This is a genomic window from Planktothrix pseudagardhii, assembly GCF_904830925.1.
In the GTDB taxonomy this organism is placed as follows: Bacteria; Cyanobacteriota; Cyanobacteriia; order Cyanobacteriales; family Microcoleaceae; genus Planktothrix; species Planktothrix tepida.
On record NZ_LR882967.1, the window covers coordinates 4,717,403 to 4,734,530 of the forward strand.

Sequence of the window (17,128 nt, forward strand, 5' to 3'; positions counted from 1 at the left end):
AAAATCTAAATCCACAATCAAGAGGGTTAGGTCAGCCTATGGATATCAAACAAGTTGCGAAAGAAACATCAAAGGTGCTGGCAAGCTACCTGACCTATCAGGCTGTTAGGATTATTACGAATCAACTACGGGAAACGAACCCTGGACAAGCAATTTGGCTGAGTGGATTTTCCTCAACGGGTAAAATTCAGGACGGAGAAGCTTATCTACAGGAAATGCTTCAAGAAAATCAGGAAATGGCTTTTCGCATTATGACGGTACGAGACCATCTGGTGGAGGAAGTCGCTGATTATTTACCGGAAATGGTTCGTGACAATATTCAAAAAGCCAATATGGATTATCGCCGTCAGTATTTAGAACGAATGACGCAACTCAGTAGTATTGAACCTAACCCAGAGACAAAATTGCAAACCGACTCGGAACCCAATGCCGATCCTCGGTGAGTGAAAGATTAATTGCCATTGCGTGTAAACCTTTAGTGGATTGAACTTCAGAAACAACAATGCGGACATTACCAAAAGAACGTCGTTTTGAAACCTTATCCTATCTCCCCCCCTTGACCGATGCTCAAATCGTCAAGCAAATCCAATATATTTTGGAGCAAGGATATATCCCTGGTGTAGAATTCAGCGAATCTTCTGAACCCACCCAACACTATTGGACACTGTGGAAGTTGCCTCTGTTCGGTGCTTCTACCCCCCAAGAAGTGTTAAATGAAATCCAAGCTTGCCGCCAAGAATATTCCAAATCTTTTATTCGCGTCATGGGTTTTGACAACGTGAAACAGTGCCAAGTGTTGAGCTTCATTGTTCACAAACCTTCTACTTCTCTGTACTAAGATTAAGTCTTAAGACTGGATGAGTTAGAACTAGATTCCAAAGTCCCTAACTCATCCTTTGCTTAAAATTGTTTAGAATTTGAGCCCAATTTAGGCAGGGAAATTCCCTGCTTTTTTTAATCAAGAACACAAAAATTAAACGTTATATTCTATCCTTCAATTTCCTATTCTCTCTTTCCTTTTCTTCCCTGTTCCCTGTTCCCTCCTATAAAAATATTAAACTTAATGTAACCGGATGTTATGTTCCATCCCCAAAAAATTTTTAACAAAATTCGCCTTCAGATTCTGCCGTTATTTTTAATTGTTGCCATTGTTGTTGGTGTCAGCTTTCGCTTTGTAGCATTAGATGGAAAAATCTATTGGCATGATGAAGTTTATACGAACCTGCGGGCGGCGGGATATACCAGTCAAGAATTCGCCCAAGAATTCTATCAAAATCGTATTGTTTCCCCCATTGATCTCCTAAAATATCAACAACTTAAACCCGGAAGTACCCCCCTAGATACCCTCAATTCTTTAGCCACAGAAGATCCTCAACATTCTCCCTTTTACTTTTTATTGGCACGAGGATGGATGTTTGTAGGCGGTAATTCTATTCTGGCTTCTCGTCTTTTACCCGCTTTAATTAGTTTAATATCCTTACCGTTTATGTATTTATTGGCTTGGGAACTGTTTCAATCTTCCCAAACCGCTTTACTCGCGACAGCCTTTCTTGCTTTATCCCCCTTTGATATTTTATTTGCTCAAACTGCCCGACAATATAGTTTACTCACCTTGATGGTAATTGTAAGTAGTTATTACTTACTCAAAGCCGTCCGTTGGCGACATCCTTTATTTTGGGGCGGCTATAGTTTAGCTTGTATTTTAGGACTCTATACCCATATTTTATTCGGGTTAACAATTATTGGTCATGGAGCTTATATTCTATTATTGAGTCTTGAACCTTCCCCGTCCTTTTCCCGAAGGAAAAAACTTCCTTTCTCTACTTTTTTGTTAGAGTTTTTGGCAGCAATTGCGATCGCTATTCTGGCTTATAGTCCTTGGTTAATCATTTTAATCAATAATTTACAACAAGCTATAGATGTTACACATTGGTCAGCCTATCCCACGAGTTTACTCAACTTAATTAAGTTATGGATCTTGAGTTTTACCTGTCTATTTATTGATATCAATTTTGATTTTAATAGCATTCAAATGTACTTACTCAGGCTGCCTTTTATTTTAATTATTGTAGCAGCACTCTATCAAATTAGCTTACAAACAAATCGACCCACTCGTCTATTTATTTGGACATCAATTTTAGTTCCCTTTTTAATCTTAGCCTTACCCGATGTGTTGTTAGGGGGAGGACGTTCTGGGGTAACTCGCTTTCTAATTCCTTCTTTTCCAGCCCTTCAATTAGCTGTTGCTTATTTATTTTCTACCCATATTCAGAGTAATAAAATTTCGTTAATGGATGGAGAAATATTCTGGCGAGGACTCTTAGCAATCCTATTCACTTCCAGTATTATTTCCATTAGTATCAGTGCCAATTCTCAAAGCTGGTGGCATCAAGTTCCCAGTCATGAAATTCCCCAAATGGCTCGTTATTTGAATCAAAATCCCTCAGCGACCCTCATCGTGGATCAAGGAATTGATTATACAAATTTAGGAAATATTATTTCGTTAAGTTACGAATTGAATCCCAACATCAAACTATTTATGGTCAATTCTCAACCGAATCTATTATTACTCCCAGTAGGGCCAAAAATTTTGGTTCTCAACCCCTCTCAAGAATTACGCCAAAGGATTGAAACTTCTAACTATCAGCTAGAAAAGGTTGCTCAACAAACCCAACTCTGGGAACTCAAGTAACAAAATTTTGCAATTTTTATCAAAACCTCTATCTGGTTGATCCCCTAAACTAAGATGGTAATATCGGGTTCAACAGGTTAGGGTTATGAATGGATTACCTCACTCCAATACAAACACTGTTCAACGGTTTCGAGAATTACAAACTCAACTTCGCCAACGGTTTCACAGTTTAAGCTATCAGGAATTAAAAGATCAAGATGTCGTCGTGATTCCCTCTCTGAGTTTAGATAGCCATCAATTAGAAAAAGTTCAAGGTGCCCATCAATATGAAGAACGATTACTCTTTTCTTTAATTCGATTACGCAACCCTCAAATGCGGTTGATTTATGTGTCTTCTCAACCCGTTCATCCGACGGTGATTGATTATTATTTACATTTAATGCCCGGAATTCCCCTCAGTCATGTTCGGGATCGTTTACTGTTGTTTTCAACCTATGATACCTCCCCGAAACCTTTAACCCAAAAAATATTAGAACGTCCCCGTTTAATTTCCCGAATTCATCAAGTTTTAAGACCCAATAAATCTTATATGGTTTGTTTTAATTCCACACCTTTAGAACGGGAATTATCGGTACAATTAGATATCCCGTTATTTGGAGTTGATCCTGACTTAAATTATTGGGGAACGAAAAGTGGAAGTCGGCAAATCTTTAGTGAAGTCGGAATTCCTCATCCCGATGGCAGCCCTTTAGTTTGGAATTCCGAAGATTTAACAGAAGTTGCCCTGGAATTATGGGATCGTCAACCCACTTTAAAACGGATGGTGATTAAACTGAATCAAGGATTTTCTGGGGAAGGAAATGCTTTATTAGATTTAAGACCTTTCCAAGATTTAACTTTTCATGAAAGAGCAAAAACTTTAAAAAATTCTTGGCATCATTTAAGGTTTCAAGCCCCCGATGAAACTTGGGAAACTTTTAGCGATCGCATTTCAGAATTAGGAGCTATTGTAGAAGCCTTTATTGAAGGAGAAATTAAACAATCGCCGAGTGTTCAGTGTGAAATTTTTCCCACCGGAAAGGTTGAAGTTCTCTCCACCCATGATCAAATTTTAAGTGGCCCCGATGGTCAAGTGTTTCAAGGATGCCGATTTCCAGCCCAACAAGCTTATCGATTACAATTACAAGAAATGGGGGAAAAAATTGGTCAAAATTTAGCCGATAAAGGGGCGTTAGAGCGGTTTAGTGTGGATTTTATTGCGGTGCATCAACCCGACAGTTCTGAGTGGGATTTACAGGCGATAGAAATCAATTTACGTCGTGGCGGGACGACGCATCCCTTTATGACGTTAAAATTATTAACGAATGGATCTTATGATTTAAAAACGGGGCTATTTTATAGTCAACAATCTCGTCCTAAATTTTATATTGCCTCTGATAATTTACAAAGTGAACGATATCAGGGGTTATTACCGAATGATTTAATGGATATTATTGTCAATCATGAATTACATTTTAATAATAGTACGGAAACGGGAACGGTATTTCACTTAATGGGATGTTTATCTCGTTATGGCAAATTAGGATTAACGTGTATTGGCAATTCTCCTGAACACGCCCAGGAAATTTATGATCGAGTTGTGGCGGTTCTTGATGAAGAAACCGAAATTCATCCCTTTAGAAGTTGGGAGAATGATTCTTTATCGAAGGGGATACCTATTATTCAGTAAAGGTGAATTTTGTTACAGGGCATCGGGTGTGGGAAATTCCTGCTCTTGTGTCCTATTGAGATCTAATTTTTGTAAGCGATCGCCTATTATTAAGTTAGGGTATAAAACGGTAACATCCTGACCTAAAGAATGCAATCTCAACCCTAATTTCTGATCTAAAAGCCCAGTGGCTCCGGTAACTAAAACCTTCTTAAAGCGATAGGTAAATGAATAATTTGATTTTGATATTCTTCTTCAAAGGAACCAGCAGCTATTAGGATTAACTCCTCTATTGTTTCTCCAATTCCCATTTCAGAATTAAGAATAAAAATCCCTGGTATATGACGACCTAGCTGTAAATGATCCGCTAAATGCACAGGCATTGATGTGCGGTTATTTGTGACAAGGACAAACTTATAAACTTCACACCAAATCAAAATTTCTGGATCTAATGTTCCTGTTGGTGGAGTATTAGGTTCTCCCACAGAACGAATTACTAAATCGGGTTCTCTCCGTCTTAGTTGATTAATATAAATTGGGTTAACATTTTCATCCATGAGATATTTAAGCATTTTTCAATTTTGTAGCTTCCTTTTCTGCTTTCAATTTCATTAATTTTTGAACAATAGGGGATGGATTTTGTCGTTGTTCTTCTCGCATTTGGTGTCCCCATTCCAACCATTCAGTAATATACTGACTTACCGATTCTTGATGCTGTAAATAATATAAAATTGTGGCATAAACTTGATCTAAACTTAAGGAAGTGTAGATTTTAGCGATTTCTTCTGGAGTCCGATTTCGATAAATGTACTCATAAAGAATGGTTTCAATGCCAATGCGTGAACCTTTCAAACGAATATCATTAGGGGCTAAAAAGTTGAAATAGTCTTCCAGTTGCATTGTTATACCTTAGAGAATTTACTGAATATAACTACATTTATTATACCACAACACGGGCTTAAAGTTTAAACAGGAAAGTGATGTTCATTGATTAAATCTTGCTTAATTCTAAGGTAATTATAACATTTTCTACTGATTTGGGTAAGTTAGGGTGAGAGCGATCACATTTGTAAAACAGTAATTTTTAATTAAATTATTCTTCTAAATTCCATAGCGTTATACCAGGAGTTACTGCAAAGACTTTCATCTGAACTTTTCTCTCGCCTATTTCATTACAAGGCATTTGATTAGCATTGATAAAATCAAATCCTCTTAAGCTATTAACACAAAAAGATAAATTAGGCAAATTTGAATTCCAAAATTTAGTTCCGCTTTGTCCGTACATATAAACATCACCTGTATAGCGTCTTCCTAGATCAACCTCTTCACATCTACTCGGATAAATAGTCAACCATCCTTTTGTTCGCAGTTCTGTTCCATTATTTCCATCCCAGTAACCGACTGCAAGATTAATTGTTTCGCCACGAGTTTGATGGTTCTCCTGTACCTATGGTGATAAGTAAATCTTATAAAGAAAGACAAGCTAGTAGCTTTTCACGCATCATCTCAAAATTTTTGAAGCCATAGCTTTGACGAAGAATTAATTTGATCCGGTTATTTAATCCCTCCATAACTCCACTGGTTGTTCGATTAATAAAATAATGGCAAATATCGGGAAGATGGTGTTTAAGAGTTTGGGCGGTTTTTCCAAAAACAATAAGAGCCGAATTGAGCCATTTCTTTAATCTTCTCATTCCCATAAGAACCGTTGTACTGCTTTCATAAATATCTCGGAGTTCCTCTTTTAATTCATAAGCGATACTCAAACAGGGGGAGGCCTTTAACAACAGTTTCAGATCACTTCTCTCTTCGGGGGTTAAATCGACATAATTTTTGAGCAGTAAGCACCGATTTTTTAAGCCTTTTAGTTCTAATTTAAGTCGAAGTTGATTCAGAGAACTGTTGACTAACTTCATCACATGAAATCGGTCAATGACAATTAAAGCATTAGGAAAAACTTCCCGAATCACTTTTTTAAATCCTCCCCACATATCCACAGAAACCTCTTTGACCTTGGCTCTCATTGATTCGGGTTGCTGCTTTAACACTTCGATAATCTCTGAACTTTTATGAGAATCAATAACTTCTAATAACGAACCATTCGATAGATCACTTACTACAGTAACAAAGTTTCTTTTTCCTTTTTGACGGCTGAATTCATCTAAGCTTAATTTTTCCGGCTCTCCCCAGCTTTTTTTTTCTGAAGGGCGATTCTTTGAAAGATACTTCCCACTTGATGAGGGCTTAATTGTTCGTTCTGGCTGACTTGCTCTACAGTTAATTCTTTAACTCTTTCATAGATATATTCTTCATAACGAATGGTGTAATTCCTCCTTTTCTCTACAAATTCTAAGGGTTCTGTTGGATATTTTTTACATCCAGCACAATAAAATTGGCGACGGGGAAGATGCAAATAAACTCCCTGCCCACAAATAGATAGATCTCGAATTAACATTGAGCGAGTTTGATGAATATGATCGGTATAACTTTGACAATGTGGACAAGTAATTCCCTCGTTTAATAATTCTAACTTAAGAACAACAAAACCTTCTTGTTCTTGGCAACTGAACACCGTAATATTCGGGAGGTTGAGCAAGCGTTCTAATTGAAAGTCCATATTCAGTCGGAGTGTAAAACGTAGCTTACGCTACATTTTACACTATTTATTCAGGAGAGCCAGCCCAGTAATCCCGAAATACAATCACTTTAGCCCTAAGTTGATCAATTTTTTTCTGTTTAGTCTCCATCTTAGCTTCTAGTTTGGGATAGAAGTTGAGGGCTGTAGACTTGACTTCATCAATCAAGTGACCCATTGAACCTGTACCATCAATGCACATGACTAAATCAACAGCATACTTAACATATTTGTCCCCTGGTTCGTTTGTCATACTGGGTTTCAACCTCCCAACGCTGGTGAATAATTAGATTTGACTTAAATATCTATTGACTTGGCTTGCAAACTTTACGCAAATTCCTCAAAAAATTTTTTAACCTGGGTTTTGTTGCCATCGGGAGATGATGACACAACGCTAATCCAGATCAATATGCTTTCGTGAGTCGTAGCGAGTTAGAGATGAGCTAGGCTTGAGCTTTACTTAGTATAAAATGATTAATCCTATTTGCTCCTTGTATTCAAACAGGATTTGTGTTATGATCGTGATAGGATATTGAGGACGCAACATCATGACTTCCCTTGATCAACAGTTCAACCAGGCTGCACTCCATTGGGACTTGGAAACCCTTTATACTGACCTCGCCTCTGCTAAGGGAAAACGTCTAACTCCGATGGAAAAGCTGCATTTGCGGGGGTTGTTATGTGGGTTTAGCCCTGCGGAAATTGCTGAACAACTGGGAAAGAACGTTAAAGGTGTGAAAACTGACCTCTGTGTGACGTTATATCGATATGTGAAAAGTTTGGTAGATAAGTTAGATGCTCGGATAGAAAGTTGGCGAGAAGTGACTGAATGGTTAGAAGAAGCCGGATATAAACGACAGACACCCCCTGAGATTCCCGTTGATAGTTTGCTGACTGAAAAAAGTGTTGTTAATGTTAATAATATTCATATTGAAAATCATCAGTTAGTTGTTGTTTTTAGTTTAAAAATCCCTACAACATCCGTTACTTCAGAATCAAAAAAATATTCAGAGATGACAGAAAATTCAATAATTGCTGAGAATTTAGTTAATTAACCGTTGAATATAAAACGACAATAGCAAGTTCAAGTTCTTGAATTTATGCCCATTGTAAATAAGGATACCTTTAAAAAAATCAGACAATAAGAAGATTAAAGGGATCATCAGGGGTATTTTATGGCAAAATAAAGATTTACAATTTTAATCTCATCTCCAATGCTGACTCCCCGAATTCATCCCGATACCATAGAGGACGTTAAAGAACGCGCTGATATTTATGATGTCGTTTCCGAGAAAGTGATTTTAAAACGACGGGGGAAAGATTTTGTGGGGTTGTGTCCTTTTCATGAAGAAAAAACCCCTAGTTTTACCGTTAGTCCCACGAAACAAATGTTTTATTGTTTTGGATGTGGGGCGGCAGGAAATAGCCTGAAATTTATCATGGATTTGGAGAAACGTTCCTTTAGTGAGGTCGTTTTAGAGTTAGCAAAACGCTATCAAATTCCGGTAAAAACCTTAGAGCCCGAAAAACGGCAGGAATTACAAAGACAGATTTCTTTACGAGAACAATTATATGAAATTTTAGCGATCGCCACAAGTTTTTATCAACACGCTTTAAGACAGCCGGAAGGATTACAAGCCTTAGATTATTTAAAATTGAAACGTCAGATTAAAGAAGATACAATTCAATATTTTCAGTTAGGATACGCCCCCCAAGGATGGGAAACCCTCTATGATTATCTTGTGGAACAGAAGCATTTTCCGGCGGAATTAGTAGAACAGGCGGGGTTAATTGTGCCTCGAAAAACGGGTAATGGCTATTATGATCGGTTTAGAGATCGGTTAATGATTCCCATTCAGGATAGTCAAGGGCGAGTGATTGGATTTGGAGGTCGGAGTTTAGGGGATGAACTTCCGAAATATCTCAATTCTCCCGAAACAGAATTATTTGATAAAGGTAAAACGTTATTTGCCTTAGATAAAGCCAAAAATGCGATTAGTAAACAGGATTTAGCGATTGTTGTAGAGGGGTATTTTGATGCGATCGCTTTACATAGGGCGGGAATTGAAAATGTTGTAGCATCTTTAGGAACTGCTTTAAGTTTAAATCAAGTTCGGCAGTTAGTTCGCTATACAGAATCTAAACAAATTATTCTGAATTTTGATGCGGATGCTGCGGGAAATAAAGCCGCCGAACGCGCCATCGGAGAAATTGAAGATTTGGCTTATCAAGGATATATTAATTTACGGATTTTAAATATTCCCTCCGGGAAAGATCCTGATGAATTTTTAATCTATAATTCTGCCGAAGATTATCAAAAATTAGTCTTGAATTCTCCCTCATGGATTGAGTGGCAAATTCAACGGCTTTTAATCGGAAAAAGCTTGGAAACCGTTGCCCAGTCGCAACAAGTTTCAAAAGTGATGGTAGAATTATTAAGAAAAATTGACAACGGCATACAAAGAACTCATTATATTCAATACTGTGCTGAACTTCTCAGCCAAGGACAATCTCGATTAGTTCCTTTGTTCGCTAAAAATTTACAAACTCAAGTTAATAAACCTTATTCAGATCATGAAAAACAAAAGGTATCTTCTGATTTACTAACTCTTAATTCTGAACGGAGTTTATTAGAAGAAGCGGAAGTGAAACTGCTGAGAATTTATTTACATTGTCCTGAATACCGTCTGACCATTCAGGATGCCTTAGAAGCGAGAGATTTACAGTTTAGTTTAGCCCATCATCGGTTTCTCTGGCGAGAAATTACTAAAATTGAAGAAATAGCTGAAAAGGATTTAGATTCCGTTGATTTGATTCTGGAATTACAACAAGTTTGTTTACAGGAAAATCAACCTACAAAGCAATTTTATCATTTATTTTATTTGGATGAACATACAGAAATTGATATCCGTCGCGCTCGTTTAGTAATTCGCAGTTCCGTGGCTTCTATTGAAACGGTTATTTGTCAAAAAAGACGAGATATGGCATTAAAATTATGGCAAGAAACAGATGTGGGAAAAGAGCAAAATTTAGCTCAAAAATATTATCAACAAATTGATGCTGAAACGAAATGGATGTGGGAATTAAAACGAATTCGTGATACCCAATTTGATGATTTAATTTCTGTTCCTTTAGGGGGAATAAATTTTAATTAAAAATTAGAGATTATCCCTTGAAATGTGCCATTTTTTTGATTGAAACATCATATATAGCAATCCTATTTGATTTGTATCCAAAATTTCTGCTCAAAAGGGAACAGCTTAACTGGGAACAGGGAACAGCTTAACTGGGAACAGGGAACAGGGGTAATACTTCTAGCTGTTTCATATCAGTTTTAAATGATTACAACCTATTTGGGATTGCTATAGCAGTTGTAAATTATTACAACTAGCCTGAAACAGCCAGAAGTATTATCTGGTGTTCCCTGCTTCCTAAGATAGTGTTTTTACAGAACTTTATTAAGTAGTATAAATGTAATATAGCAACTTTAAGTGACGCTAGAGAAAGTGGAATAACTAGACTCGAATTCTCCCAAATAGCGAACTATCCTAGGGAATAGAGAGGGAAAAGTTGACCCTCTCTCCTGAAATATAAATAAAATGAATCTATGATAAGAACCTACTCATGAATGGCAACTATTCCTGATCAACGCCAAGGAAATTGTAAAGTAGAGTGTTCACTTTGGAAAGTTTTATTATTCATTAATTTGAAAATTTCCCATTCATTACACCCATCCGCTATCCACCCATCTAATAGCAATTAAATCCGCCAATACCCCCCTCTAAATTAAACCTTTTAAGTTGACTGAAACCCTTATTTGAGTTCAATAATTCACGGGTTTACAAGGCGGATTAACACTTTAATCATCCCAGAAGGAGTCAATGATGTTACACAAAAGTCTGCTAATTTTAACCGTAACCCTGTCATCAATGATAACCTCTACGCCAGCGAAAGCTTCGGAGTTTATTCGGTCGAGTTTTTCTGTAGAGTCTCCCTGTCCTATTCTGAATACTACATCCCAACAACAGCTTTTACCTTCTCTGTGCCGCCAAGCTAGAGAGGAAGGTCAGGAAATCATTCAAGATACGGGTAGACCTCCACGAGATTAATATTAAAGATCAGCCCAGGCATTACTGGAACAAATTCTAATAACCCTCATCCCCCCAGTAGAGATATGAAGTTTAAATTCAATATCTCTACTGTTTTTTGTTCTTGATAAAATCCCTGAACCCAGTGAGGCAACACCGAACACCGAACAGTCAGCAATGAATCCTTTTGCTGGATTTAGAAATGTCCTAACTGTAATGGGTAGCACTATATCTTTTCCCTTAATTTCCCTCAATCTCCTAGGAGTAGGGCTTTGAACGGTATGACAACCCCAGAAACTGTAATCCTGATTGCCGATTTTGTGATAAAGTTAAAAATTGTAAAGAAATATGAGAGTCGGATGATCTCCGGGTTAACAAAAAACCCATATTGCTTACATTTATAGACATTGATAGGAACTTCCATGCAACAGAATTGGCTGCACAGATTGCTTCTCTCTCTTGCTGTATTTGCTCTAGTGTTTTCGACTTGGGCATTTGCACCCGTTGCTCATGCGTTTAATAATCCTGATTTACTGCCTAAAATTCAAACCCCCGTTATTGACCTCGCCGGAATTCTGACCGACGTTCAGGAAAACCTATTAGCAAAAGATATAGAAGAGTTTGAAACCCAAACAGGATGGAAACTGAGAGTCTTAACTCAATTTGACCAAACCCCAGGGCGCGCCGTTAAAGACTATTGGGGACTGGATGATAAAAGCGTTTTATTAGTCGCCGATGAACGGGGTGGGAATATTCTCAACTTTAGCGTCGGTCGTCAGGTTTACCCGTTTCTGTCTCGGACATTTTGGGTAGAATTACAAACCCGCTTCGGAAATCAATATTTTATTCGAGAAAATGGAGAAGACCAATCGGTACTCCAATCCATTGATACGATTCAAGGCTGTTTAGTTCAAGGTGGCTGTCGAGTTGTTCCCGGACTTCCTCAAGAACAGTGGATTTTAACCTTAATTACCTCGGCTCTCGGTGGAGTGATTTGTGGTATCGCCAGTATTCCCCGCAAACCCGGACAAGTGATTGCATGGCAATGGGCGTTAATTTTCTCTCCTTTGTGGGGGATTTTATTCATTGCCTTTGGAATTGGCCCTGTTGTTTCTCGTACCCAGGAATGGCTTCCCCTTGTTCGCAATATTTCTGGCTTCCTGATTGGTTTCTTAGTGGCTTTTCTGACTCCGGTGTTCAATCACTCCTCCTCCCCAGAAGCTTAAGGGCTTTGACCGTTGGCGGTTGACGGTTGATTGTCAAGGTGCGCGGACGCTGGCACGACCTTACTCCTACACCCTATTTCTCGTCACAACGCCAACAACCTGATACACTGAATAAGTTGTAATCTGGTTGTGCTAAGTCAATTTTCCTTAGCCACAGAACTGAAGAAGCTAACAATCGGCGAGTCACAATGGAATGGCATATTACCGATGCCCAGAGTTTAGGAATTATTGATGACGAAATTGGCGATCATGTATTTTCGCCAGCCGAATACGAAATTGTTCGTCGAGTGATTTATTCGACGGCGGATTTTGAATATAAAAGTTTAGTTCGTTTTTCTGACCAAGCGTTACAAGGGGGGGCGGCGGCTTTAGCGGCTCGGACAACGATTGTTGTTGATGTGCCCATGGTACAGGTGGGGATTACTCCCCGCATTCTTTCAACCTTTGCTAATCCTGTTTATTGTTCGATGGAGGCGGTAACACGACCCCAACGGGAAAAAACCCGCTCGGCTTGGGGGATTGAAACCTTAGCAAAGCGCTATCCTGAAGCGATTTTTGTTATTGGTCAAGAACAAACAGCCCTTTCTGCCATTGTCGATTTAATTGAAGCGGATGAGATTAAACCCGCTTTAGTAATTGCGACTCCTTCAGGTTTTGTCGGGGCTGATGTCGCCAAGTCCCGTTTAAATGATTCGATGGTTCCCCATGTCCGCATTGACGGACGCAAGGGTAGTGCAGTTGTGGCGGTGGCCTTAGTCGATGCCTTAGTTGATCTGGCTTGGCAAGCCTATGGTCGAGAAGGTAATGGTAGTTAGATGGGTTTGGACTGTTGGGATAAGATAGGGGAAAATTCAAGTTCTGACTTCTAACTCCTTCCCCGTCAGTTCGATAACTTTCGAGTTTGTTATCACATTTTTGCTTTTTTGTCAAGGAGGGGTCGCTAAGGGGGGAATTGAAGCTGTGCGCGAGGTTAGTTGATTTTAGGGGATTTTTGAAGGCTTGAATTAATTTTTAACGATAGAATGGCTGTTCGGGCTGATTTTTTGGAGCTAAGATACAAGAATAACAATTTAGTCTATCTACTAAAATGCTAACATTTGCTCCAAACCTTGTCAAGTCGTCCCCTTAATAAAAATAATTCTCATTAATTTTGCTTTTATTAAGAATTGTAAACCGACGATTGTTTTGAAATTTAAAATTATTTAACTAGATTTATTAGATTAGTTAATAATTTTAGGTTAAAAAACAGCTATTTTTGGGGTCTTCATCACACCGGGCGGTTAAAACATAGTTTGAAGGTAGACTCTCCGATTTTATTCAGTGGAGGACTTTATTTTTGAGTTTAAGAATCTCAGGAAATCGCTTAATTAAAACTTTACCAGGGGAAGAAACACGTCCCACATTAGCGCGGGTTAGAGAAGCAGTTTTTAATATTTGGCAGGGTCAAATAGAAGGCTGTCGCTGGTTAGATTTATGTACGGGTAGTGGTTCAATGGGAGCCGAAGCATTAGGCCGGGGAGCATCAGTTGTGATTGGGATAGAACAACATAGAAAAGCTTGTCAAGTGATTCAAGAAAATTGGCAAAAAATTGCCGATTCTTCCCAACAGTTTCAAGTCATTCGAGGGGATATTTTAGGAAAGTTAAAAACTTTATCTGGGCAACAATTTGATTGTATTTATTTTGATCCACCCTATGATAGTAATCTTTATCAACCCACCTTAGAGGCGATCGCCCAATATCAACTTCTGTCTGCGGATGGAGAAATTGCGGTTGAGCATCATCCCCATCGTTGGCAAATTCAACCCATTATGGGGTTAGAAATTTGTCGGGAAAAAATCTATGGAAATTGTGCTTTAACGTTTTATTGTTTAAAATAATAGAATCCGTAGTAAGTCGCCTCTAATGGGAGTTTTTATGTCTTACGAACAAGAAAAGCAAATTGCAATTGCAGCTACATTAGCGGCTGGGAAACTATGTGAAAAAGTGCGTCGGAATATCCCACCAGCAATGGAGAAAAGTGATAAAAGTCCGGTGACGGTTGCCGATTATGGTTCTCAAGCAATTATTTGTAAAGCCATCGCAGAAGTATTTCCTCATGATCCCGTTGTCGGGGAAGAAGATGCAACGGAATTGCAAACTCCAGAAATGGCAGAAAATTTAGCAAAAATTACCCAATATGTACAGGAAATTATTCCTGATGCCACCTCAGAACAGGTTACAGATTGGATTAATAAAGGGAATGGAAAAGTTGGAAACCGCTTTTGGACATTAGATCCCATTGATGGAACAAAAGGATTTTTAAGACAAGATCAATATGCCATTGCTTTAGCTTTAATTGAAGACGGGGAAGTCAAAGTTGGGGTGATGGGATGTCCGGCTTATCCGGTGGAAAATCATGAACCGGGAGCTTTATTTGTTGCGGTGCGAGGACAAGGCGCAACGATGATAATTTTGGCAACGGGTGAAGAAATTCCGATTCAAGTTGTGCAGGCAAATGATGTAGAAAATCTTCGGTTTGTGGGCAGTGTTGAAGCCAGTCATGGAGATATTGATCGTCAGGATGCTGTAGCAAAAGCAGTAGGAATTATTGCCCCAGCAATTAAAATGGATTCTCAAGCAAAATATGGGGCGGTTGCTTCTGGAAAAGCGGCGTTATATTTGCGACTTCCTTCTCCTAAAACTCCTAATTATCGAGAAAATATTTGGGATCACGCGGCGGGGGCAATTGTTGTTGAAGAAGCGGGAGGAAGAGTCAGTGATATGTTTGGTAAACCTTTAGATTTTGCCTCTAATCCTAAAATGTTAGATAATCGGGGGATTTTAGTTAGTAATGGCATTATTCATGATACGGTTTTATCGGTATTGAATCAATAAATTTCTCCGAGTTAATCAGGATTAAACCTAGGATAGAATTAAGATCGTTTTAGGGCGAGGAGCTCCATCCGTTTTAACTTAACGCCAAAAAGCCCTGATTACAGCTTTGATCAGATGTCCCTAAATCCCCCTTAAAAAGCAGGGGGTTTTCATTTTACAAAATTGGCGACTCAATTTGACTCTCCAATTTTGTAAAATGGGGCGAAAAAACTGTCAGTATTGTCTTAATTTTTAAGTTCTGGGCTATGTGTTTTCCAGTCAAAAAAGATGATCCATAAACTACTACTAAGAGCGGCGGCAAAGAAGCACCACACTGAAATAAAAGTAGTTTGATAAAAGCTATCCGCCAAAATAAAAGAAAGAATGACCACAATGCCAAATATTACTAATAACCTTTGGCTTGATATCAAAAAAGGAACACTAATTACTAGCAAATATAAATATTTACAAACATCATAGAAAGAAATAAATTTAAGATCATATAGCAAATTAAGGTTATATAACAAATTTCCTGAATAATTAGTAGCTAAAACCCCTTCTCTAATCACGCAACTCAGAAGATAAATTGCTAAACTTAATCCAATGATAGCCAAGGTTAAAATTACTTTTTTGCGAAGCGGATTGTTTTCTAATAAATACACAGAAACCGGGCATAAAATTAACCAAATTCCTGTAGCAAAGCCTAAAAAACCATAAGCTCCTATAAAATAGAGAAGAGATGATTGATGATCCAAATTTAACCAGACCATTCCCTCCAAAAATTGCTGAGTTGCAAATAAGTAGGTAGGCAGGAAGAAACGAAAGTATGTAAAGATAAATGAAGAGAGAGAAGAAATCTACCGAGGTCATGAAAATATGGGTGCTCGTTTAAGGGTATTTCTAACTCGTGAGCAAGACAAAACCCTGTTCAAGCTCAGAACAGCAGATGTGCCACAGAAAGTTAAAGACCGAGCCGAAGTGATTCGATTAAACTCACAAGGTTGGTACGTGGAAAAAATAGCAGCTTATTTTAATTGGACAGCACAGACAGTTAGAGAAGTGTTGCACAAATGGGAAAAGTTAGGACTAGAAGGGTTATGGGAAAAACCCGGTCGCGGGGGAAAAGCCAAGTGGAAAGAAGAGGACTTAGTATTTTTAGAAGAATGTCTCAGAAGAGAACCCCGGACATACAACTCTGAGCAATTAGCCCAAAAATTAGAACAAGAACGGTCAGTTAAATTGAGTCCCGATAGATTAAGACGGGTGCTCAAAAAAAGGGGGTGAATTGGAAGCGAGCCAGAAACAGCCACAAAGGAAAGCAAGACCCGATAGTCCGCGCGCAGAAACAGGCGGATTTAGAAATGTTGGAATTATCAGCCGCCACCGGAGAAATTGACTTAAAGTATTTAGATGAATCGGGTTTTTGTCTGTGGAGTGAACCGGGGTATACCTATTATTTTAGAGGGGAACAAAAACGTTTAGAACAAACTCGTCGTCGGGGTCGAAGATTAAGCATTATTGGGTTTTTGCAACAGCAAATCAGTTTTGTTTACGGCTTGGTGATTGGAGGTGTCAATCGCCAGTGTTATATCCAAATGATGGAACAAGAAGCAGCAGAGGCTGAAAAAGCCGGACGGATGAGAGTCATTGTCCAAGATAATAGCCCCATACATCAATGCCATGAAGTCAAAAAACTCTGGCCAAAATGGGAAAGTATGGGTTTGTATATTTTCTATTTGCCTAAATATTGTTCGGAAATGAATCCGATTGAATTAGAGTGGCAACATCTCAAAAAAGATGAACTATCAGGACAAACATTTGAGGATGAATTAGACCTGGCCTATGCGGTAATGAATGGTATTCAAGCTAGGGGAGAAAGAGGAAACTACAGCACACAACGGATGAAATTTCACTCGCAGCAACAACCCAGTTAACTTTTCGTTACATACTTGTCGATTTTCTCGCCTACCTACTTAATAACGGA

Annotated in this window: 20 protein-coding genes; 12 read left to right on the forward strand and 8 right to left on the reverse strand. The window is 38.5% G+C overall.

What is annotated here, in order from left to right; translation table 11 throughout:
- Positions 1 to 38: 38 nt before the first annotated feature.
- The 4 genes from rcbX to NMK36_RS20325 all read left to right on the forward strand — a co-directional run bounded on the left by rcbX (position 39) and on the right by NMK36_RS20325 (position 4,361).
- Complete coding sequence (gene rcbX, locus NMK36_RS20310; RefSeq protein WP_254174498.1) at positions 39 to 443, forward strand: RuBisCO chaperone RbcX; 405 nt, start codon at positions 39 to 41, stop codon at positions 441 to 443.
- Positions 444 to 502: 59 nt separating this feature from the next.
- The gene (locus NMK36_RS20315; protein ID WP_254174499.1) at positions 503 to 838 is read left to right on the forward strand and encodes a ribulose bisphosphate carboxylase small subunit; all 336 of its coding nucleotides are present in this window, start codon (positions 503 to 505) and stop codon (positions 836 to 838) included.
- A gap of 240 nt (positions 839 to 1,078) precedes the next feature.
- Positions 1,079 to 2,692 carry a glycosyltransferase family 39 protein gene (locus tag NMK36_RS20320; RefSeq protein ID WP_254174500.1) on the forward strand — a complete coding sequence of 538 codons (1,614 nt, stop codon included), beginning with the start codon at positions 1,079 to 1,081 and terminating at the stop codon, positions 2,690 to 2,692.
- Between the two features lie 85 nt (positions 2,693 to 2,777).
- Positions 2,778 to 4,361, forward strand: a complete 1,584-nt coding sequence (locus NMK36_RS20325; RefSeq protein ID WP_254174501.1) for a peptide ligase PGM1-related protein — start codon at positions 2,778 to 2,780, stop codon at positions 4,359 to 4,361.
- 12 nt (positions 4,362 to 4,373) lie between these two features.
- Here NMK36_RS20325 and NMK36_RS28845 read toward each other — a convergent pair whose 3' ends face one another.
- The 7 genes from NMK36_RS28845 to NMK36_RS20350 form a co-directional block, all read right to left on the reverse strand.
- Complete coding sequence (locus NMK36_RS28845) at positions 4,374 to 4,502, reverse strand: hypothetical protein (protein ID WP_281250332.1); 129 nt, start codon at positions 4,500 to 4,502, stop codon at positions 4,374 to 4,376.
- A 38-nt stretch (positions 4,503 to 4,540) separates the two neighbouring features.
- Positions 4,541 to 4,912 (reverse strand): DUF5615 family PIN-like protein, encoded by a 372-nt coding sequence (locus tag NMK36_RS20330; RefSeq protein ID WP_072719966.1) that lies wholly within the window; start codon positions 4,910 to 4,912, stop codon positions 4,541 to 4,543.
- On the reverse strand, positions 4,905 to 5,240 hold the full coding sequence (locus NMK36_RS20335) for a DUF433 domain-containing protein (protein ID WP_072719967.1): 336 nt from the start codon (positions 5,238 to 5,240) through the stop codon (positions 4,905 to 4,907). Before NMK36_RS20335 ends, NMK36_RS20330 begins: the two co-directional genes overlap by 8 nt.
- A 193-nt stretch (positions 5,241 to 5,433) precedes the next feature.
- Positions 5,434 to 5,754 carry a DUF1036 domain-containing protein gene (locus NMK36_RS20340; RefSeq protein WP_302184700.1) on the reverse strand — a complete coding sequence of 107 codons (321 nt, stop codon included), beginning with the start codon at positions 5,752 to 5,754 and terminating at the stop codon, positions 5,434 to 5,436.
- A gap of 52 nt (positions 5,755 to 5,806) precedes the next feature.
- A complete protein-coding gene (locus NMK36_RS20345) occupies positions 5,807 to 6,622 on the reverse strand; it encodes an ISL3 family transposase (protein ID WP_438822842.1) in 816 nt (271 codons plus the stop codon).
- A complete protein-coding gene (locus NMK36_RS29150; RefSeq protein ID WP_438822829.1) occupies positions 6,508 to 6,957 on the reverse strand; it encodes a transposase family protein in 450 nt (149 codons plus the stop codon). The genes NMK36_RS20345 and NMK36_RS29150 overlap by 115 nt, the downstream gene beginning before the upstream one ends.
- A gap of 46 nt (positions 6,958 to 7,003) precedes the next feature.
- Positions 7,004 to 7,228 carry a hypothetical protein gene (locus tag NMK36_RS20350; protein ID WP_254174502.1) on the reverse strand — a complete coding sequence of 75 codons (225 nt, stop codon included), beginning with the start codon at positions 7,226 to 7,228 and terminating at the stop codon, positions 7,004 to 7,006.
- Between the two features lie 295 nt (positions 7,229 to 7,523).
- On the opposite strand from NMK36_RS20350, the gene NMK36_RS20355 reads away from it, so the two are divergent.
- The 7 genes from NMK36_RS20355 (at position 7,524) to NMK36_RS20385 (ending at position 15,165) form a co-directional block, all read left to right on the forward strand.
- Entirely contained in the window at positions 7,524 to 8,030 is a 507-nt protein-coding gene (locus NMK36_RS20355) for a helix-turn-helix transcriptional regulator (protein WP_254174503.1), read from the forward strand.
- A 159-nt stretch (positions 8,031 to 8,189) separates the two neighbouring features.
- Positions 8,190 to 10,130: a DNA primase gene (gene dnaG / locus NMK36_RS20360; protein WP_254174504.1), complete on the forward strand. Its 1,941-nt coding sequence runs from the start codon at positions 8,190 to 8,192 to the stop codon at positions 10,128 to 10,130.
- Positions 10,131 to 10,904: 774 nt separating this feature from the next.
- Complete coding sequence (locus NMK36_RS20365; RefSeq protein ID WP_139295082.1) at positions 10,905 to 11,084, forward strand: hypothetical protein; 180 nt, start codon at positions 10,905 to 10,907, stop codon at positions 11,082 to 11,084.
- A gap of 401 nt (positions 11,085 to 11,485) precedes the next feature.
- Complete coding sequence (locus NMK36_RS20370) at positions 11,486 to 12,289, forward strand: TPM domain-containing protein (protein ID WP_072719975.1); 804 nt, start codon at positions 11,486 to 11,488, stop codon at positions 12,287 to 12,289.
- A gap of 188 nt (positions 12,290 to 12,477) precedes the next feature.
- A complete protein-coding gene (locus NMK36_RS20375; protein WP_072719976.1) occupies positions 12,478 to 13,104 on the forward strand; it encodes a precorrin-8X methylmutase in 627 nt (208 codons plus the stop codon).
- 521 nt (positions 13,105 to 13,625) lie between these two features.
- Positions 13,626 to 14,168, forward strand: a complete 543-nt coding sequence (rsmD, locus tag NMK36_RS20380) for a 16S rRNA (guanine(966)-N(2))-methyltransferase RsmD (protein ID WP_254174505.1) — start codon at positions 13,626 to 13,628, stop codon at positions 14,166 to 14,168.
- A 37-nt stretch (positions 14,169 to 14,205) separates the two neighbouring features.
- Entirely contained in the window at positions 14,206 to 15,165 is a 960-nt protein-coding gene (locus tag NMK36_RS20385) for a 3'(2'),5'-bisphosphate nucleotidase (RefSeq protein WP_072719978.1), read from the forward strand.
- A gap of 224 nt (positions 15,166 to 15,389) precedes the next feature.
- On the opposite strand, the gene NMK36_RS20390 is transcribed toward NMK36_RS20385, so the two are convergent.
- Complete coding sequence (locus NMK36_RS20390; RefSeq protein ID WP_254174506.1) at positions 15,390 to 15,914, reverse strand: DUF6629 family protein; 525 nt, start codon at positions 15,912 to 15,914, stop codon at positions 15,390 to 15,392.
- A gap of 106 nt (positions 15,915 to 16,020) precedes the next feature.
- Here NMK36_RS20390 and NMK36_RS20395 point away from each other — a divergent pair.
- Positions 16,021 to 17,078, forward strand: a protein-coding gene (locus NMK36_RS20395) for an IS630 family transposase (protein ID WP_254172945.1) whose coding sequence is annotated in 2 segments (ribosomal slippage) — positions 16,021 to 16,413 and positions 16,416 to 17,078 — 1,056 coding nt in all. Because the reading frame shifts where the segments join, the coding sequence is not laid out codon by codon here.
- Positions 17,079 to 17,128: the final 50 nt, after the last annotated feature.